The 17,278-nt window shown below is 59.1% G+C and carries 15 protein-coding genes; 8 read left to right on the forward strand and 7 right to left on the reverse strand.

Annotated features, from left to right (window positions below; all coding sequences use genetic code 11):
- Positions 1–118 precede the first annotated feature (118 nt).
- Together sucC and sucD are read left to right on the forward strand one after the other, a co-directional pair.
- A complete protein-coding gene (gene sucC / locus J2D73_RS15940) occupies positions 119–1,318 on the forward strand; it encodes an ADP-forming succinate--CoA ligase subunit beta (RefSeq protein ID WP_086644721.1) in 1,200 nt (399 codons plus the stop codon).
- Complete coding sequence (sucD, locus tag J2D73_RS15945; protein WP_207882837.1) at positions 1,318–2,193, forward strand: succinate--CoA ligase subunit alpha; 876 nt, start codon at positions 1,318–1,320, stop codon at positions 2,191–2,193. Before sucC ends, sucD begins: the two co-directional genes overlap by 1 nt.
- 139 nt (positions 2,194–2,332) lie before the next feature.
- On the opposite strand, the gene J2D73_RS15950 is transcribed toward sucD, so the two are convergent.
- From J2D73_RS15950 to pepT, 4 genes are all read right to left on the reverse strand, one after another.
- Positions 2,333–3,661, reverse strand: coding sequence for an NtaA/DmoA family FMN-dependent monooxygenase (locus J2D73_RS15950; RefSeq protein ID WP_207882839.1), 1,329 nt, complete (start codon positions 3,659–3,661; stop codon positions 2,333–2,335).
- A 12-nt stretch (positions 3,662–3,673) separates the two neighbouring features.
- Positions 3,674–4,657 carry an ABC transporter substrate-binding protein gene (locus tag J2D73_RS15955; RefSeq protein ID WP_207882841.1) on the reverse strand — a complete coding sequence of 328 codons (984 nt, stop codon included), beginning with the start codon at positions 4,655–4,657 and terminating at the stop codon, positions 3,674–3,676.
- The gene (locus J2D73_RS15960; RefSeq protein WP_243430016.1) at positions 4,657–7,152 is read right to left on the reverse strand and encodes a TonB-dependent receptor plug domain-containing protein; all 2,496 of its coding nucleotides are present in this window, start codon (positions 7,150–7,152) and stop codon (positions 4,657–4,659) included. Before J2D73_RS15960 ends, J2D73_RS15955 begins: the two co-directional genes overlap by 1 nt.
- A gap of 172 nt (positions 7,153–7,324) precedes the next feature.
- A complete protein-coding gene (pepT, locus tag J2D73_RS15965; protein WP_207882843.1) occupies positions 7,325–8,560 on the reverse strand; it encodes a peptidase T in 1,236 nt (411 codons plus the stop codon).
- Between the two features lie 131 nt (positions 8,561–8,691).
- Here pepT and J2D73_RS15970 point away from each other — a divergent pair, with 131 nt between their 5' ends.
- From J2D73_RS15970 to J2D73_RS15985, 4 genes are all read left to right on the forward strand, one after another.
- On the forward strand, positions 8,692–9,495 hold the full coding sequence (locus tag J2D73_RS15970; RefSeq protein ID WP_341535109.1) for an MOSC domain-containing protein: 804 nt from the start codon (positions 8,692–8,694) through the stop codon (positions 9,493–9,495).
- A gap of 144 nt (positions 9,496–9,639) precedes the next feature.
- Complete coding sequence (locus J2D73_RS15975) at positions 9,640–11,241, forward strand: carbohydrate porin (protein WP_341535110.1); 1,602 nt, start codon at positions 9,640–9,642, stop codon at positions 11,239–11,241.
- A gap of 101 nt (positions 11,242–11,342) precedes the next feature.
- A complete protein-coding gene (ppk2, locus tag J2D73_RS15980) occupies positions 11,343–12,260 on the forward strand; it encodes a polyphosphate kinase 2 (protein WP_207882845.1) in 918 nt (305 codons plus the stop codon).
- Between the two features lie 269 nt (positions 12,261–12,529).
- The gene (locus J2D73_RS15985; RefSeq protein ID WP_207882847.1) at positions 12,530–13,075 is read left to right on the forward strand and encodes a GNAT family N-acetyltransferase; all 546 of its coding nucleotides are present in this window, start codon (positions 12,530–12,532) and stop codon (positions 13,073–13,075) included.
- A gap of 24 nt (positions 13,076–13,099) precedes the next feature.
- Here the strand turns inward: J2D73_RS15985 and J2D73_RS15990 are convergent, their stop codons facing one another.
- On the reverse strand, positions 13,100–13,699 hold the full coding sequence (locus tag J2D73_RS15990; RefSeq protein ID WP_207882849.1) for a TlpA disulfide reductase family protein: 600 nt from the start codon (positions 13,697–13,699) through the stop codon (positions 13,100–13,102).
- 9 nt (positions 13,700–13,708) lie between these two features.
- Here J2D73_RS15990 and argH point away from each other — a divergent pair, with 9 nt between their 5' ends.
- Both argH and J2D73_RS16000 read left to right on the forward strand, forming a co-directional pair.
- Positions 13,709–15,151, forward strand: coding sequence for an argininosuccinate lyase (gene argH, locus J2D73_RS15995; RefSeq protein WP_207882851.1), 1,443 nt, complete (start codon positions 13,709–13,711; stop codon positions 15,149–15,151).
- The gene (locus J2D73_RS16000) at positions 15,148–15,288 is read left to right on the forward strand and encodes a hypothetical protein (protein WP_207882853.1); all 141 of its coding nucleotides are present in this window, start codon (positions 15,148–15,150) and stop codon (positions 15,286–15,288) included. The genes argH and J2D73_RS16000 overlap by 4 nt, the downstream gene beginning before the upstream one ends.
- 24 nt (positions 15,289–15,312) lie before the next feature.
- On the opposite strand, the gene J2D73_RS16005 is transcribed toward J2D73_RS16000, so the two are convergent.
- On the reverse strand, positions 15,313–15,606 hold the full coding sequence (locus tag J2D73_RS16005; protein ID WP_207882855.1) for a hypothetical protein: 294 nt from the start codon (positions 15,604–15,606) through the stop codon (positions 15,313–15,315).
- A 421-nt stretch (positions 15,607–16,027) separates the two neighbouring features.
- A complete protein-coding gene (locus J2D73_RS16010) occupies positions 16,028–16,525 on the reverse strand; it encodes a DUF2778 domain-containing protein (protein ID WP_207882857.1) in 498 nt (165 codons plus the stop codon).
- Between the last annotated feature and the right edge of the window lie 753 nt (positions 16,526–17,278).

Below are 17,278 nucleotides of genomic sequence, written 5' to 3' on the forward strand. Positions count from 1 at the left end.
GAAAATAAACAACAGCCGGGGCGGGCGAGGTTTGAACCACGATAACTGGGGACACGCGGAGTCCGCATAACGGCCACAAGACATCCCCCCGCGAACGGGTGGGACTCAGGATGAAGCAATGAACATTCATGAGTATCAGGCTAAGGCTCTTCTTAAACGTTACGGGATGAACGTACCGCCGGGAGTGGTCGTGCATTCGCCGGGGGAAGCGCGAGATGCGGCCAAGACGCTTCCGGGGAGCGTCTTCGTCGTTAAGGCGCAAATCCATGCAGGCGGTCGCGGCGCCGGACATTTTCTGGGGGAGTCTTCCGGCGGTGGCGTCCGCTTGGTGAAAACCCCGGAGGAGGCGAAAGCCGCAGCTTACGATATGCTCGACCGCACGCTCGTCACCCGACAGACCGGTCCTGCCGGACGCGTTGTTCGTCGTCTGTATGTCGAGGCAGGCTGCGCAATCGACCGCGAGCTTTATCTGTCGCTTCTCATAGATCGCGTGGCGCGACGCATCACTGTCGTCGCATCTGACGCCGGCGGCATGAGCATTGAGGATGTGGCGGAGAAAACGCCCGAACGCATTTACAAGGTTCCCGTGGATCCCGCGCTTGGTCTCAGCGATTACCAATCCCGCGACATTGCGGTGAAAATCGGTCTCACGGGGCAGCTGATTCGCGAGTTCGTGCAGGTCATGCGGGCGGCATACACGGCGTTCACCACGCTCGACGCCGCATTGGTCGAGATCAATCCGCTTGTCGTCACAAAAGAGGGAACGCTGCTCGCGCTCGACGCCAAGATGGGTTTCGACGACAACGGCCTGTTCCGTCACAAGGAGATCGAAGAACTCCGCGATCCGAATGAAGAAGATCCTCGCGAGCGGGAGGCTGCGCGGTTTGGTCTTTCATACGTGGGTCTGGAAGGCACGATCGGATGCATGGTCAACGGCGCGGGCCTTGCCATGGCGACGATGGACATCATCCATTCCGAAGGCGAATCTCCCGCCAATTTTCTGGACGTGGGCGGCGGCGCCTCGCGCGAGCGCGTGGGCGCCGCGTTCCGCATTCTGCTGGGCGATCCGAGCGTCGAAGGCGTTCTGGTCAATATTTTTGGCGGCATCATGCGCTGCGACATCATTGCGGAGGCTGTCATTTCCGCTTGCCGGGAGGTCGGCCTGAAAACGCCGCTTGTCGTGCGTCTGGCCGGCACGAAGGTCGAGGAGGGGTTGAAGATGATCGAAGAATCCGGTCTCGACGCGATCGTCGCTGAGGATCTGGGGGACGCTGCCCGGAAGATTGTGGCCGCCGTCCGCAGCCGGAGGGCAGCCTGATGTCTATTCTCGTTGATAAAGAGACAAAAGTTCTTGTGCAGGGGTTCACTGGCGCGCACGGAACGTTTCATTCCGAGCAGGCGATCGCCTATGGCACGAAGGTCGTTGGCGGCGTGACGCCGGGCCGCGGCGGAGATACGCATCTAGGCCTTCCGGTATTCGACACGATGGAGCAGGCGCGCGCCGCGACGCATGCCGACGCCACGGTCATTTACGTTCCGCCGCCTGGCGCGGCCGACGCCATTATTGAGGCGATCGCCGCCGAAACTCCGTTGATCATATGCATCACCGAAGGCATTCCTGTGCAGGACATGCTGCGCGTTCGGGTGGCGCTCGATCGTTCAAAAAGCCTGCTGGTGGGGCCGAACTGTCCCGGCGTGATCACGCCCGACGCCTGCAAGATCGGTATCATGCCAGGACAGATTCATCGGCGCGGCGGCGTCGGCATTGTCTCGCGGTCCGGGACTCTGACTTATGAAGCGGTTGCTCAGACCTCCGATCTTGGGCTCGGACAAAGCACATGCGTGGGCATCGGTGGCGATCCAATCAAGGGCATGGATTTCATCGACGTTCTCGAACGCTTTGTCGCCGACCCTGAAACCGATTCCATGATCATTATCGGGGAAATCGGCGGCGTTTCCGAAATCGAAGCGGCGCAGTTCCTGCGCGACAGTCGGACGAAAAAGCCGGTCGTGGGTCTTGTCGCGGGCATCACGGCGCCGCCCGGTCGGCGCATGGGACATGCTGGCGCCGTCATTTCTGGTGGCGAGGAAACGGCCGAGGCGAAGATCGAGGCCATGCGCGTAGCGGGCATTCATATTGCGCCCAGTCCGGCCGAGATGGGCAGGACGTTGTTGTCTCTGCTCAAGGGCTGAAGCGGACTCCAGCGCCGCCTGATGGCGGCGCTGACCTTAATGGGCGGCGGGCTCTCGAAATTTTCTCAAGAATGGCGTCTGGGAACGCTGTTCCGCAGTGTTAGACGCCTACGCCACTGAGTTCGACGTCCCTTATGCGTCAGCCGTGCGACAAACCGAGATTTTCTCGCAAAGTCGTGCCTTCATATTCCGTTCTGACGACTCCCTTCTCACGCAGGATCGGCAAAACCTCGGCGACGAAACGTCTGAACTGGGCTGGATGCTCAAGGTAGATATTAAGGCCATCCAACGCGCCATTCTCGAACCACTCAGCAATGCTGTTTGCAACAGTTACAGGTGAACCAACAAACGGTTTGCCCCGGCCAACCGAGGCGACGCGCCCGCGATTTTGGGTGGCTTCCACGACCTGCCGGAGCGACAGTTTTTCCGCCACTGCGCGCTCAGTGATCGCCTTCGCCGCCGTATACCAGCTCTTTTCCGCTAGTTTCAGGACTTCTGCGGGGAAGGGGGCGTCCAGGTCGTATATGGTAAAATCATGCCAGCCAAAAAGTCGGCCAAATTCCCTTAAGGCCCAATCGAAGCTGTGATCATGTTCGGCGTAATGCCGCTCCAGTTCAACTGCGTCTGTATCTGTGTCGCCGATTACAAACTTGATACCGGGGGAGATCAGCACATTGTCAGGGGCACGACCGAACGATGCGGCGCGTTTACGCATGTCGTCGCGAAACGCCCGCGTTGCCTCAAGGGTGGAACCGTGAGTGAACACCGCGTCAGCGAAGCGCGCGCCAAGGTCACGGCCGGGATTTGAGTCGCCTGCCTGAAAAATGATTGGTTCGCCTTGCGGCGACCGTTCGATATTCAGCGGTCCGGCGACGCTGAAGTGTCGCCCCTTGTGGTTCAGGGAATGCAGCTTCGACGGGTCGAGAAAGAGCTTCCTTTCCCTGTCGCGCGGAAGCGCGCCATCCTCATACGAACGCCATAAACCTCTCGCGACCTCGATAGCCTCCTCGGCGCGGCTGTGCCGTTCTTCATAGTCGAAGTGCTCTTCGCGGCTGAAATTGCTTGCGGTTCCGGCGTCACCGGTTGTCACGACGTTCCAACCTGCTCGGCCGCCGCTGATCAAGTCGAGGGAGGCGAGACGGCGGGCGATGTTGAACGGATCATTGTAGGACGTGCTCAGGGTTCCAACGAGGCCGATATGGCGCGTGACCATCGCCAGAGCCGAGAGCAGTGTCAGCGGTTCAAGTCGGCTGAGATAATGGGGTGGTGAATTCGGTGTGATGAACTGACTGTCCACGATAAAAAGCCAGTCGAATTTTGCGTCTTCGGCCTGCCGTGCAATGTCCGCGAACCAGTTGATGTCAACGCTTGCGGTGGCCGGAATTTCGGGATCCAGCCACCGGTTGTAGTTTCCTGGTCCGCCGACGCCCGTTGGGACAAGGCCGAGCTTCAGTTGTCTTTTGCTCATTGTCGGATTTTCCTATGCAATGATTTTTGTGGCCTTGAAATCGCGTCCCGGTGGGACCAGCCCCTGCGCGGCGTAGCGGTCATTGATCGCCTGAAGCGTATCGAGATCGCTTGCATCCGGGTTGCGAACTGAAAAAGTTCTGTGCTGCAAAACGGATGTGACGGTATCGATCGACATATTCTCCCATTGCCGGGACAGAAGAGACGCCGCCGCGCTCTTGTTGTCGCGGACCCACGTCGCTGCATCGTTCAGGACGGAGCGGAATGTCGTAACGGTCTCTGGATGCGCCTGTACAAAGGCGGAATCAGCCAGATAGTAGCGATTGTAACGCATTTTGACGGCAGAACCGTCGCCCAGAAGATGCGCCTCTGGCAGCGCCGTCGCGAAACTGAAGAACGGATCAAAGGTCGCCCAGGCGTCGATGGCGCCAGTTCGAAATGCCTGGAGACACGCCGACTCGGGCACATAAATTGGGTGAATGTCCGACAGTTTAAGATTGACGGACGCAAGAGCTTGAACAAGAAAATCGAATGCGCTTCCGGTCTTCCCTACCGCTACGCGACGTCCTCTCAGGTCAGAGAAACTGGTGATTCCTCGGTCTTTTCTCGCGACAATGCCAAGCGCGCTCGGGCTCGGCCCCTCGACCGCGTAGATGGCCAACGACGGGAACAGCGGCAGAACGACGACGGGCACGGCTTCCGCGACGTCACTGACGTAATCGACCTGCCCGATCTGGGCGGCTGAGGTGCTCAATATGCTCCACACTGGACTGAAGCCGATTTTCTCAAGCCGCGGGTTGATCAGATTGTTTGCGCGCGCGACTTGAAACAGTATGGATGACTGTTGGTAGCTCACAGTCAGTTCCTGACCAGACGCAGCTCGCGCGCGTGGGGAGCATGTCCCGGTCAGCGCCAGAGCGGTTGCGCCAGAAAGGAAGGAGCGTCGCTTTGTCACGGGCATATCCGACATCGACGTGGCCCTTTGTTCCTCGGTCATCAGAATGAGTATCCCACTCGCCCGTACCAGTAGGACCCGGTGATCGGAATTCCGGATGATGACGTGTCGTAAATGGAGTTTCCATTGTATCTCAGAATGAGAGGCAGTTTTCGTGGCCTTACATTGAAGAGATTGTTTACGCCGATCGTCGCCCTCAGCCGGTCCGACATAAAGCGCCTCGTGACCTCGAGATCCGTCATCCAGCGCGGGGAATTTTCGAACTGCGCAAATTGCTGGATCGAGTAACGAAGCGCTGCAGGTGCGGCGACCTGATACGTGAGATTTCCCGTCGTCTGCCCGTAACGTGTCTGGCGCACGTTCACGTCCCACGCCCCGATAGTCCATCGTGCATTCAGAATGATCTTGCTGCGGGGCGTTGCTGTGGTGATCCAGCCGATCGCCTGCGCATTCAGCAACGGCGTCCCGTTCGCATCGTTCGACAGGTGGTGCAGGCGTGTTCTGTTAAGGTCGATGCCGACCGTCCAGTCGACTACGCCATAGCGTCCGAAGCGAGTCACATAGTCGGCGTTGATGTCGACGCCTTGGGTTCGTGTGCTTGCCGCGTTCGAAAAGTAATTGGCGGTGACATTACTTGGATCCAGCCCCGGTGGGAGCGCGATGCCGGTGAGGCCAATAGCCTCTTCCGCCAACGCGCCGTTGTAATTGCCTCCGCCGAGAATTCGGTCGCGAATGCTGATCTGATAAGCGTCGGCGGTGACGTGCAGCCGCGGGAAGGGCTCAAACACAACGCCGCCGCTGATATTGGTGGAGCGTTCAGGTTTCAACTTTGTCGCCCCGAGCAGCTCGGCGGCTGCCGAATTGACGGCGAGGCTTCCGGAGGCCCCGGTCGGCGTCACGCTCAGGCTGCTGAAATGCTGCTCGGCCAAAGAGGGTGCGCGAAATCCGTTGCTGATCGTGGCTCGGAACGCCAGACGTTTTGAAACCTCATATCGCGCGGAAACTTTACCACTCTCGGCGTTGCCGAAATCCGTGTAGTGTTCGAACCGTCCGGCGAAATCGAGATCGAGCTTCCTGACAGGAGAAATTCCGACATCGGCGTATCCGGCCCAGATATCACGGCTCCATGAGCCTGCCGATTGCGGTGTGAGTCCAGGCGCTCCCTGCAATCCTCCGAGAAGGTACGTGGGTGCGTTGCCAGATACGATGTCATACGTCTCAAGGCGATGTTCCGCACCGAAGGCCAGCTTCAGAGGCCGCCCGAGAACCACAAAGCCCCGACTCAGATCGAGATTATTGGTCCATTGCGCGTTTCTGTATGACTCTGCGAACCCCTTGGTGGGTGTCCAGCCATAAGCCGCGTAATAGGAGGTGTTGGCGGAATTGATGGTCGACAGCCGACTTTCGTCCGCGCCGTACGTCGTGTTCAAGTCCCAATGAAAACCGCCGAGGAAATGATCGCCAGTGAGGCCAAGTGTGGCGGCGTAGTCATTCTCCTCGTTTACACTGGAAGGGTTGAATCCCCACGGGTAAACGCTGGGCAGTATACTGGGCAGTCGGTTCGTTTCGTAGAGCTGAATATGCCGGTGCATATAGGTGACGTTGGCGTAGAATTTCACGTTTTCTGTTATATTTTTACCCAGTTCTATCGCGAGGGACTCACGTGTCTCTTCCGGTGTGGCGAAATTGTAGTCCTCCGGGCGATAATGCGTGCCCGTCACGAAATGGTCGGCGTGATAAACCTGCCCGCTAAGATGCAAATAACCGTCAGTTCCCAGCTTCAGGCCGCCGTCGGCGTTAAGCTGATAATCCCAGCCAGGCGAGCCATAGAGATAATTGAATGGATGAGCGCCGCTTTGGAACGATGTGTTGAGCCCATGATCCGTCTTTTTGAGGATGATATTGACCACTCCGGCGATGGCGTCCGATCCGTACATGGCGGCCGCGCCGTCTCGCAGAACTTCAATATGATCGATCGCCGAAAGAGGAATCGCGTTCAGGTCCACCGGCGTCGTGCCATGCTCGGGGCCTGAATAGGTAGCGACTACGCCTGTCGTGTGTCGTCTCTTGCCATCGACAAGAACCAGAACTTCATTGGGAGTCAGCCCCCTCATACGTATTCCGGCGACCTGCCCGGAACCGGCGAGCAAACTGCTGTTGATCGACGGGTCAGTACGCGCCAGGGCGTCTGCAATATTGAGCGCCCCGGTCCGCGCCAGTTCCGCGCCGGTGATGATGTCGATCGGGCTGGCGCTGCTTCTGGCTGTGCGATGAGAGTCACGCGTGCCGGTGACGATCATCTGTTCAGACTCTTGGGAAGGTAAAGTTTTGGGAGCGGCGGGCACACCGGAGCGCACTGGCGTTTTCGTGCTACGCGTCGTCGTTCGGGCCGCCTGCGTCGTGTGAACGACTTTCCGGCTGTCATGTTTGGCGTGGGCTGAAGAAACCGACGCCACGCCCTCTGCCCACGCGGCGTTACATCCAAAGGCAAGAGACGCTGCGAGGAAAGTTCTTTGAGATGAAAAGAAAATCGACATTCCGGAAAATTATTCCTGACGCTGGGAAAGCGCGTCAGGCTTTAAAGGCGGGGTGTCGACGTCACAAACGAGATATCTAAAGGTTACGATTGAGGCATATTTTAACAAATCATGTCATGCGGATTGATCTGACAATTTCCCTTTCTGACACAAAGCACGCGCATGCCGCAATTCAGGCCTGCGCCGCCAGCGTCACCAGACGCAGCGTCACCTCGCTTGCCTGAGCGAAGGCTGGAAGCGGGAGGCATTCGTAAATGGAGTGAAAGTTCAGGCCGCCGGTGAAATAGTTCGGCGTTGGTATTCCACGCGCCGACAGGGCGGAGCCGTCCGTCCCGCCCCTCATGGGAATGACATTTGGCGTGATCCCGCAAGCGGCGAACGCTTCCTCCAGCAACGCAATGCTGCGGCGATCATTACCCATCGCCGACGCGATATTGGAGTAAACGTCAGCGATCACGCAGGAAATTGCGGCTCGCGGAAATGCGGTGAGAGTTGCGGCAACTTTCTTCTGCAGGTCCGCTTTTCGCTTTTCGAAATTCGTCCGGTCGAAATCACGGATCGAGACGGAAAGGCGCGCGGTCGCCTGATCCCCTGAAAATCCATTCACCCAGCAATAACCTTCCCGCCCTTCGGTATGTTCTGGCGTATCGTGCGGATCGAACCGTGCGATCAGGTCAGTCGCCACCAGTATAGGATTGACGAGAACGCCCTTCGCCGCCATCGGATGGGCTGTTACTCCATCTATCGTGATCTTGGCCTGTGCTGCATTGAATGTTTCGTAAACAAATTCTCCGGATGCGCACGCGTCCACCGTATAGGCGAACTCCGCCGGAAAACGCTCCAGGTTCATGATTTTTGCGCCGCGCAGGCCGATCTCTTCGTCGGGGACGAACGCGACGAACACGTCTCCATGCGGCGTTCCGCTCGCGATGACGGTTTCGAGCATGTCCATGACGATCGCGACAGCCGCCTTGTTGTCCGCGCCAAGAACGCTCGTCCCGTCGGTGAAGACGACGTCCTGTCCGATATGGGGCGTGAGTTCCGGATGCTCGTCCGCCAGCAGCCATATGTCGCGTTCCGGGTTCAGGCAGATGTCCTGCCCATCGTAACGCAGGATTTGCGGGTGAATTTCTGGCGACAAACCTACGTCTACAGTATCGAGATGCGCACAGAACCCGATACGCGGCGCGGTGGCAGGGCCGTTCGCCGGGAGGTGCGCTGTGAGCACGCAATGCTCATCGAGATGGACATCTTTCAGGCCAAGTTCGTTCAGTTCGTCGCGGAGGAGCGACGCCAGCGTCCATTGTCCGTCGGAAGACGGAACCACTGTGGCCTGCGCGGAACTCTGGCTCGGGATCGCGACATAACGAAGAAAGCGATCGAGCAGGCGGGAGCCGGAATGTGGCATCGGGCTTAGTTCCTTGGCCGGTAAGGGGTTGCCTGAGCCAGACAATAGAATACAGACTGCCGGGCGAAGCTCTGCTGTTCGACTGCACGCAGGCAAGAGCGTCACCCGGGTATAGGGAATTTGGATCGTCAGTGAAAGTTTCGTCCCTTCATATTTATCCGGTGAAAAGCCTGCGCGGCTTGTCGCCGACTCAAGTGGACATGGATCCCTGGGGGCCGCGTGGCGACCGCCGATGGGTCGTGGTTGACGTTGAAGGCGTCTTCATTACCCAGAGAACCGACGCCGCGATGGCGCGAATTTCCGTGACGCCGACGCCAGACGGATTGACGCTTCAACGTGACGGCGACGTGTCTTTGACGATTTCGTGCCCGTCGGGCGGCGCGAGGCGCGTGCGCGTCTGGCGCAGTGACGTGACAGGAAATGACGTGGGCGACGAAGCTGCTGCGTGGCTTGAAGCCGCGTTGGGGCGGCCGTCGCGACTGGTTTACATGGATGCGCCGGAGAGCGCGCGGCCCGGAGAACACGACGGGCAAGAGTTTCACGTCTCCTTCGCCGATGCCTTCCCCGGCCTGCTCTGCACGGAGGCTTCGCTGAACGATCTGAATGCTCGTCTGGACCGCGCCGTGCCGATGACGCGTTTTCGCCCGAACGTCGTTGTGGAGGGCGCGTCGGCCTGGGCGGAGGACGAGTGGACACGCATAAGGATAGGGCAGGTCGAATTGGCTTTGGTGAAGCCCTGTTCCCGCTGCGTCGTCACGACGATTGATCAGGAAAGCGGCTCCATCGTTGTTCCGGGACAACCGCTGAAGACGCTCGCCGGATTTCGCCGGACGCCCGAGGGCATTATGTTTGGTCAGAATTTTCTTGTTGAAAAAACTGGAACTATTCGAAAAGGCGACACCGTCGAAATTCTCGAACGGGGTGCGGCGACATAATCGGCGTTCGCGGATCCGCGCTTTGTCGGCCACATCGCAACAGAGTTCGGAGCGAAGCCAGACAGGTACAGGATACGGTTCTTCATGATGCTGGAGGTCATGATAACTTAACTTTCGCCGTCGCCTCTCCCGGAGGAAACTCCCGTGGCCTACGCTGTCGATCCGAGGGAACCATTGCCGGACGTCAGTCGACCTCCCGAACCTCTGTGCGATGATGACCTGTTGGCGTCCTGGACCCTCTCGACAAGTTCAAAATCGCCGATGACGGCGGTGCTCCTGGCGAATGATCCTTCACGCAAAGTAGGCGCACGCCTCAGCCGCCTTCTGATCGTTGTGGCGTTCGGTTTTGTCGCGCCAATGGAGCACGCGGTTGCAGCCAGTACGCCTCTGGTCACCGATGTTCTGCCATCGGGCGTACCGCTTCCGGCGCCGGCGCCGGATTTCGCGCCTGCCGTCAGCGACGCCAGCACGGAATTGCTCGGAAATGCCGGGGGAGTCAGGCCATGGCTCGATCGCCACGGCGTGCAGATCAATCTGCAAGACGTGGAAGAATTGTGGGGATTGGCGTCGGGCGGCGTATCCCCCGGTCCGGCCTATGACGGGATTACCGCCGTCACGCTCCAGTTGAACACGCAGCAGGCCTTTGGGTGGCATGACGGGCTGTTTAACATCAGCGCGCTGCAGATACGTGGACGGTCGCTGACCAACGAGCGTCTGCAGTCGTTGAACGCGGTCAGCGGTTATGACGCCGGACGTTCGACGCGCCTCTTCGAACTCTGGTACGGGCAGGGCTTTTTTGGAAATCGCCTGGACGTCCGTGTTGGATCGATTGACCTCGACACCGAATTTCTGGTCAGCCAAAACGCATCGCTTTTCCTGAACGCCAGTTTTGGATGGCCGCTATCCACGTCGAGCAATCTCTATTCGGGCGGCCCGTCATGGCCGTATTCTGCTGTAGGCGTCCGCGTAAAATGGGCGCCTGCGCATCCGCTGGTGCTGATGGGTGCGGTGACAGACGACAATCCGACCCACGGCCCGTTCTATAGCTCCGTCGCGGCCAATCAGCGCGACCCATCGGGAACCCAGTTCTCAACCAAAGGCGGAGCCCTCTTTATTGGTGAAGCTCAGCTCTGGGTCGATGCGGCGCGGAGGCTCGCCACAGGAGACAACGCCGCCTTGCCCGGCACATGGAAAGTAGGCGCCCTGTTCGACACCGGCCGTTTCCCTGATCAACGTTATGATGATCGTGGCGGCTTGCTGGGCAGTCCTGACAGTGACGGGAGGCCGTTTTACCACCGCGGAAACTGGATGGCCTATACGGTCATCGACCAGATGCTGTGGCGCGCGGCGAAGGGGCGGCAGAAAGCCATCAGCGTCTTCATCCGCGCCACCGCCAATGACGGCGTGCGAAATCGTTTCGCGTCGGAAGTTGAAGCAGGTCTGACATTCGACGGGCTGGTTCCGGGGCGTATTGACGATACGATCGGCATCGCTTGGGGGACGACGCTCTATGGGCGGCGGGCTCTGGAAAGCGCGCGCGACGCGATACGGCTTGGCGGCTCCGGCGCCGCCGACCTGAAACCTGAGAATCACCTCGAACTGACGTGGCAGATTGCGGTGACGCCTTACCTCAACCTTCAGCCGGATCTGCAGTATTTCTGGAATGTCGGCGGAATGGCCCAGGGCAGTTCGGGTGGGATCGCCAATGGCTTCGTGGCGGGCCTGAACATGACGACGACCTTCTGAGCCGCTGCGAGTTTCATCTAAGTTTCAAATCGCCGTCGTCTCAAAACCGGTATCCACAGCCATGTGACGAATAACGTCGCGGAAGCAGGGATGCGCGCACGATGGACGAGTGGGAACAGGTCGAGCTGTCAGCCGAAGAACGTGAGCGCGTGCAGATGCGCCGCGAAATCATCGACGACCTCGATGAGGAATTCGAGCTGTCGCTGGAAGAGGAGGAGGTCGGAGGCCCTCTCGACGCCGAAGACCGCGCGTTCCGCCGCGTCTATTTTCGTGAATTGATCCGCCTGCAGGGCGAACTGATCAAGCTCCAGGATTGGGTGAAAAGCACAGGCCATCGTCTGGTCGTCCTGTTTGAAGGCCGCGACGCGGCAGGGAAGGGCGGCGCGATCAAGCGTATTACGCAGCGGCTCAATCCTCGTATCTGCCGTGTCGCGGCGCTGCCCGCGCCGAACGACCGGGAGCGCACCCAGTGGTATTTTCAGCGCTATGTCGCGCACCTGCCCGCAGCGGGCGAAATCGTTCTGTTCGACCGCAGTTGGTACAATCGCGCGGGCGTCGAACGGGTCATGGGTTTCTGCACGGACGCTGAATACGAAGAGTTTTACCGCTCTGTCCCAGAGTTCGAACGAATGCTGGTCCGCAGCGGCGTCCAGATCGTGAAGTTTTGGTTCTCCATAACCGACGATGAACAGGAGGCTCGTTTTCGCGCCCGCATCGAGGATCCGCTGAAGCAGTGGAAGCTCAGCCCGATGGATCTCGAAAGCCGCCGTCGCTGGGAGGACTACACCCGCGTGAAGGAGACGATGCTCGAACGTTCCAGCATTGAGGAGGCGCCGTGGTGGGTCGTGCAGGCGGTCGACAAGAAGCGTGCGCGCCTCAACTGCATCTCACATCTTTTGTCGCTGGTCCCGTATCAGGCCCTGCCGCATCCTGAAATCGTTCTGCCCGCGCGTGTTCATCACCCGGACTACGAGCGCCAGCCAACGCCGGCTTCGATGATCGTTCCCGAGTTGTATTGATCGGTTTCCGCCCTGCATGGTCCTTTGGAGCGCTCAACCCGCTTCGAAGGGTCGCTCAGAATAAACAACAGGAAAAATACACAGGGCGTCTTTTTGTCGGATGCGGCATGCCTTGAGGCGTCCATATCTGGCCCGGTGAGAAATTTACATTCCGCCCTTCTTCTGAAATCCTCCGCCCGACTAAGCCTGCGTCCCGCCGAATAGGCGGAACGTCAGGATCTGGCGGCGACCGCACTCGTTTCAGAACAGCGCGCTAGACAGGATTTCAGATGCTTGCCACCCCGAACGAGCCGATCCCTCAGTTAACTCTCGTCTTCTTCGCAGAGGAGCACTTTGCGACGCTATCCAGTTGGTTTCAAAGTCAGAAAGACGTCGTCCAATGGGGCGGCCCGGGACTGCTTTATCCGCTCGACAGCACGCAGATGGCTCCAATGGCGATTGAGAATGCGAAAGCGTCATGCTGGATGGTTGAAGACGAGAGCGGAAAGATGATCGGTCACGTTCAGCTCGCTTTTGACTGGCCCAACGGGGTGGCGAAGCTGTGTCGGGTGGCTATGGCCCCGAGCGAGCGGGGCAAGGGGCTTGCGCGCCACATGGTGCGGGAGGCCGTCGCCCGGGCGTTCTCCCACCCACAGATCGAACGCGTCGAACTGAACGTGTACAGTTGGAACGTCGCTGCGATACGCGCCTATGTTAGGCAGAATTTCGTAAAAGAGGGCGTTCGGCGATCGTCGGTGCTGATCGACGGGGAACGCTGGGACACTGTGATGATGGCGATGCTTCGGCAGGAGTGGGATGGCGCGGACGCCACATAGCCCGAAGCGTGATGGCGCACGAACTCACCCCAGCAGGTGGCGCAATGCCTCTTCAGCTCCAGGAGCCTCCCACAGGACTGGCCCCGATCGGCGCGCGACTTCACGCCCCTGCCGATCAATGAGGACAGTAACCGGCAAGGCGTCCTCATCCAGCGCCTTCGCCGTAGCCGCCGTCGGATCGTAGTACGGCGGCAGCGTCGTCACGCCGGTATGTGTCAGGAATGGCGCTACTTTCGCTGCGCCGCCGCGATCGAGCGACACGGCGAGAACGACGACGCCGTCCTTCTCAAACTGTGGCGCAAGACGCGCCAGAGTGGGAAGTTCCGTCACACACGGAGGGCACCATGTCGCCCAAAGATGAAGAATGACCGGTTTGCCGACATAGTCTGCGAGCGCGTGAGCAGTCCCGCCCGCATCCGCGAAAGAGAGTGCTGGCATTGGTTTCGGCGGATGCGCCGCAAGCCTGTCGGGCGCGACCGGGGCGCCGTTGGCCGCGTCGTCATCGGCGAATGCCGGTTTGCGCCCGATAGCGCCTGCGATTAGGCTGCCGCCCGCGATCAGGACTATGCGCCGCGCAAGGCGCGTATCCGGACGAAAAAAGCATCGTGAAAGACTATCAGGCATGAGGCGAGCATGACGGAGCGGAGCGTGACGGGCAAGGGGCCGACGGGACAGACGGGCGGCGGCGCCAACGTCCAATGGGGCGGCCGTTTCGCAAGCGGGCCATCCGCGATCATGCGCGAAATCAACGCCTCGATCGGTTTCGACAAGGCTCTGTGGCGTCAGGACATCGCCGGGTCTCTGGCTCACGCCGCCATGCTCGCCAAAGTCGGCGTCATTTCCGCTGAGGACGAGGCCGCTATCCGCGACGGCCTGAACGGCATCGCGGGGGAAATCGAGGCGGGAACGTTCTCCTTCGATGAGGCCCTTGAAGACATTCATATGAACATCGAGGCGCGGCTGAGCGAACGGATTGGCGAGGCGGGTAAGCGCCTGCACACCGCGCGTTCGCGAAACGATCAGGTGGCCACTGATTTCCGCCTGTGGGTGCGCGACGCGATCGACGGCGTCTCCGGGCAGACCGCTTCGCTGATGCGCTCTCTCGCCACGCGCGCGCTGGAATACGCTGACACGGCCATGCCGGGGTTCACGCACCTGCAAACCGCGCAGCCCGTCACCTTCGGCCATCACCTGCTCGCCTATGTCGAGATGCTGTCGCGCGACGCCGGGCGACTGGCTGATGCACGCAAGCGCCTGAACGAATGCCCGCTCGGCTCGGCCGCTCTGGCTGGGACGTCCTTTCCCATAGACCGTCGCATGACCGCGGCCACGCTCGGCTTCGACAGGCCAACCGCAAACTCTCTCGACGCCGTGTCGGATCGCGACTTCGCGCTAGAATATCTTTCGGCGCTGTCCATCATGGCCATGCACCTGTCGCGACTGGCGGAGGAGATCGTCATCTGGTGCTCGGCGCCGTTCGGCTTCATCCGCCTGTCCGACGCCTTCACCACCGGTTCCTCCATCATGCCGCAGAAGCGCAATCCCGATGCAGCGGAACTGGCGCGGGCGAAGGTCGGGCGGGTCGCGGGCTCGCTCATCTCCCTGCTGACGGTGATGAAGGGCCTGCCGCTGGCCTACGCCAAGGACATGCAGGAAGACAAAGTTCCGGTGTTCGAGGCGACCGAGGCGATCACGCTGACGCTGGCCGCATGCGACGGCATGATCCGGGACCTGCTGGCGGACGCTGGGCGGATGCGCCAGTTCGCGGGCTCAGGCTTTTCGACCGCCACCGATCTTGCTGACTGGCTGGTCCGGGTTCTGAAACTGCCTTTCCGCACGGCGCATCATGTCACCGGGAGGATCGTCGCACGGGCGGAGGCTGACGGCGTGGATCTGTCCGATCTGCCGCTTTCGGCGATGCAGGAAGTTGAGCCGCAGATCACCGAGGATGTGTTCTCGGTGCTGACGGTCGAGGCGTCCATCGCCTCCCGCACCAGCGAAGGCGGCACCTCTGGCGTCAATGTGCGGCAGCAGGCGGCCGCATGGTTGATGCGCCTTGATGGAGAAGGCGCATGAAACGGGTCATCGTCACGCCGATTTTGCTGGGATGCCTGCTGCTGGCTTTGGCCGATTGTGGAAAGAAAGGCTCCCCGGAACCACCCGGCCCAGCAGACAGAATCACGTTTCCAAGAACCTATCCCGCGCCGGATTAGGGGCGGCGCTTTCTGATGGGTGATTCAGCGAGCAGGCATCACGATCACAGTGGACTGTTTTACCGGTGCTGCGTCTGCTTTCGCCTTCATGTCCGACATACAGGCGGGTGGGACAGTTTCCCGAAAGCCGACATTGTTAACCGAGACGCTTCGCTCGCCGTCGCCACTGATCAGGCCAGGACGGCGTGTCAGATCCTCCAGGCGATGGACGATCACATGCAGGACATCGCCTTCTTTCTGTGAGACGCCGTAAACCATCACCATGCCCGCGCCGATGACGATCTGGCGTTGCGCCTCGATCCGGTCTTTCCACAGCACCAGACAGAGGGCTCGAAAAACCCCCTATTCTGGGGCTTTCGTGCATCGAAATATCAATGGCTTACGATTTTAAATTAATCTGAAAAGCGCGTTTTTCGGACCCTCCAAGTTTAGGAGTCGCTAGGTTGCCTATACTGGTCCCTCTGGTGACCCCACAGCATAGCTCCAGTCTAACGACTTAGACGGCGGTATAAGAGCGCACTGATAGGGAGAGAGCACAGAGCCCCTATGGAATACCCTATCAGATCCCAGAGATCGTTCTCACTCTCAACACCTACCCACCCATGACGAACGCGCCATGCAGAAAATGAGTCAGAGTAATTGATCGCATCGATCCAAACTCCAATGGCATGCGAAGTGAGAAGCCCCCGCGCGATCAGTGCAGTGCAGAGCAGAAAGATGAGGATGCAAATAGTCAGCTTCATCGCACGATGACAGTCCCATAATAACGAACGCTAGTTCCAGGAATGGTCACCTCCTTTGACTTCAGCAACCTCTCCCGCAGTGGTGTGAATGTAGCTGGATTGCTCAGGGTGATACAACCATCGCTACGCCCTGTCGTTCCGATAGGATGAAGGCGGAAATTACCACGCTTCACGCCTTCGATATATGTCCAGTCGTCGATCTGCTTATCGTCGGCCCATAACGCGAACCAGTAAGTATTGTCCGACGAATTGGCTATATTGTGGAGTGCATCCCGCAGCCAGCCAAGCCGGCCACCAGTCGGACGATCGACGATGTAATAGCGTCCCTTCGGTATGGCACCGATCTCTGGGACATTTGTCATCGCCGGGTTATCTTGCCCTTTGCCATTCCCGGAAAACGCGGCGTAGCTCTGGCCGTCGCAAATGAGAGTGCCAAGCGGTCTTCCGTTCAAGATAAACGAACAAACTGGTGGCGGTAACCCAGTATCGGCCATAATGTCTTGCTCCGTTTCAATAATAAGACATTAAAGCGGCGAACCCTATCCGTAAACCTTAACTTCCCCTAGAATGACTTTCCACCTTTCCCGTCATCTATAGTGCAGATGAGGTTTTGAGACCCAACTGGACACCGGACGTCCAGCGTATGTTTACGACAGGACGTCGGGGAAAGGCCCGGTTCTCTGGTATTCGGGTGATCATCAATATTATCCAGTTGACCCTTTTTTTTACACGCGACCGCCGGCCCGGCATACCGGAGTGCGGACATTCGTGATCGGAACCGGCTTTTCGACGATCGGCACCCTTCCTATGACCCTAATGGCCATACTGTAGCTTGCGCCGCCCAGACAGCTGTCTTTAACAGGTGCCGCGATCGGCATGTAACAGTGGGCCAACTCGGCACCATCATCTTCCACGCCGCATTTATAGGTTCAGTGGTGTTATAAGCGAATGGAAATATCCGCGTGGGGACGGGCCCCTGTTTTAGGCGGCTTGTGAAAAGAAGACAGGCGGCAATCGCCCTTCATATCGGCCGTACATATCCTCAAAGAACTGTCCTTACATCGGACATGGACAGGATGATATCTCGTGAGAAGATTGGGTAGAAAGCGAAAGCTATCCTCTTGGAAAGACCTTATGCGAGGCGCGCCTTTACAACTATACTAACTTGCTTCCGTCAGATTCCTCAGAGACATTAGAGCCTGTTTGGAAAATCGGTCTGATGTGATTCAAGCTCTGGATGTGGACGC

It is taken from the genome of Acetobacter sacchari (assembly GCF_017377715.1).
Lineage (GTDB): Bacteria > Pseudomonadota > Alphaproteobacteria > Acetobacterales > Acetobacteraceae > Acetobacter > Acetobacter sacchari.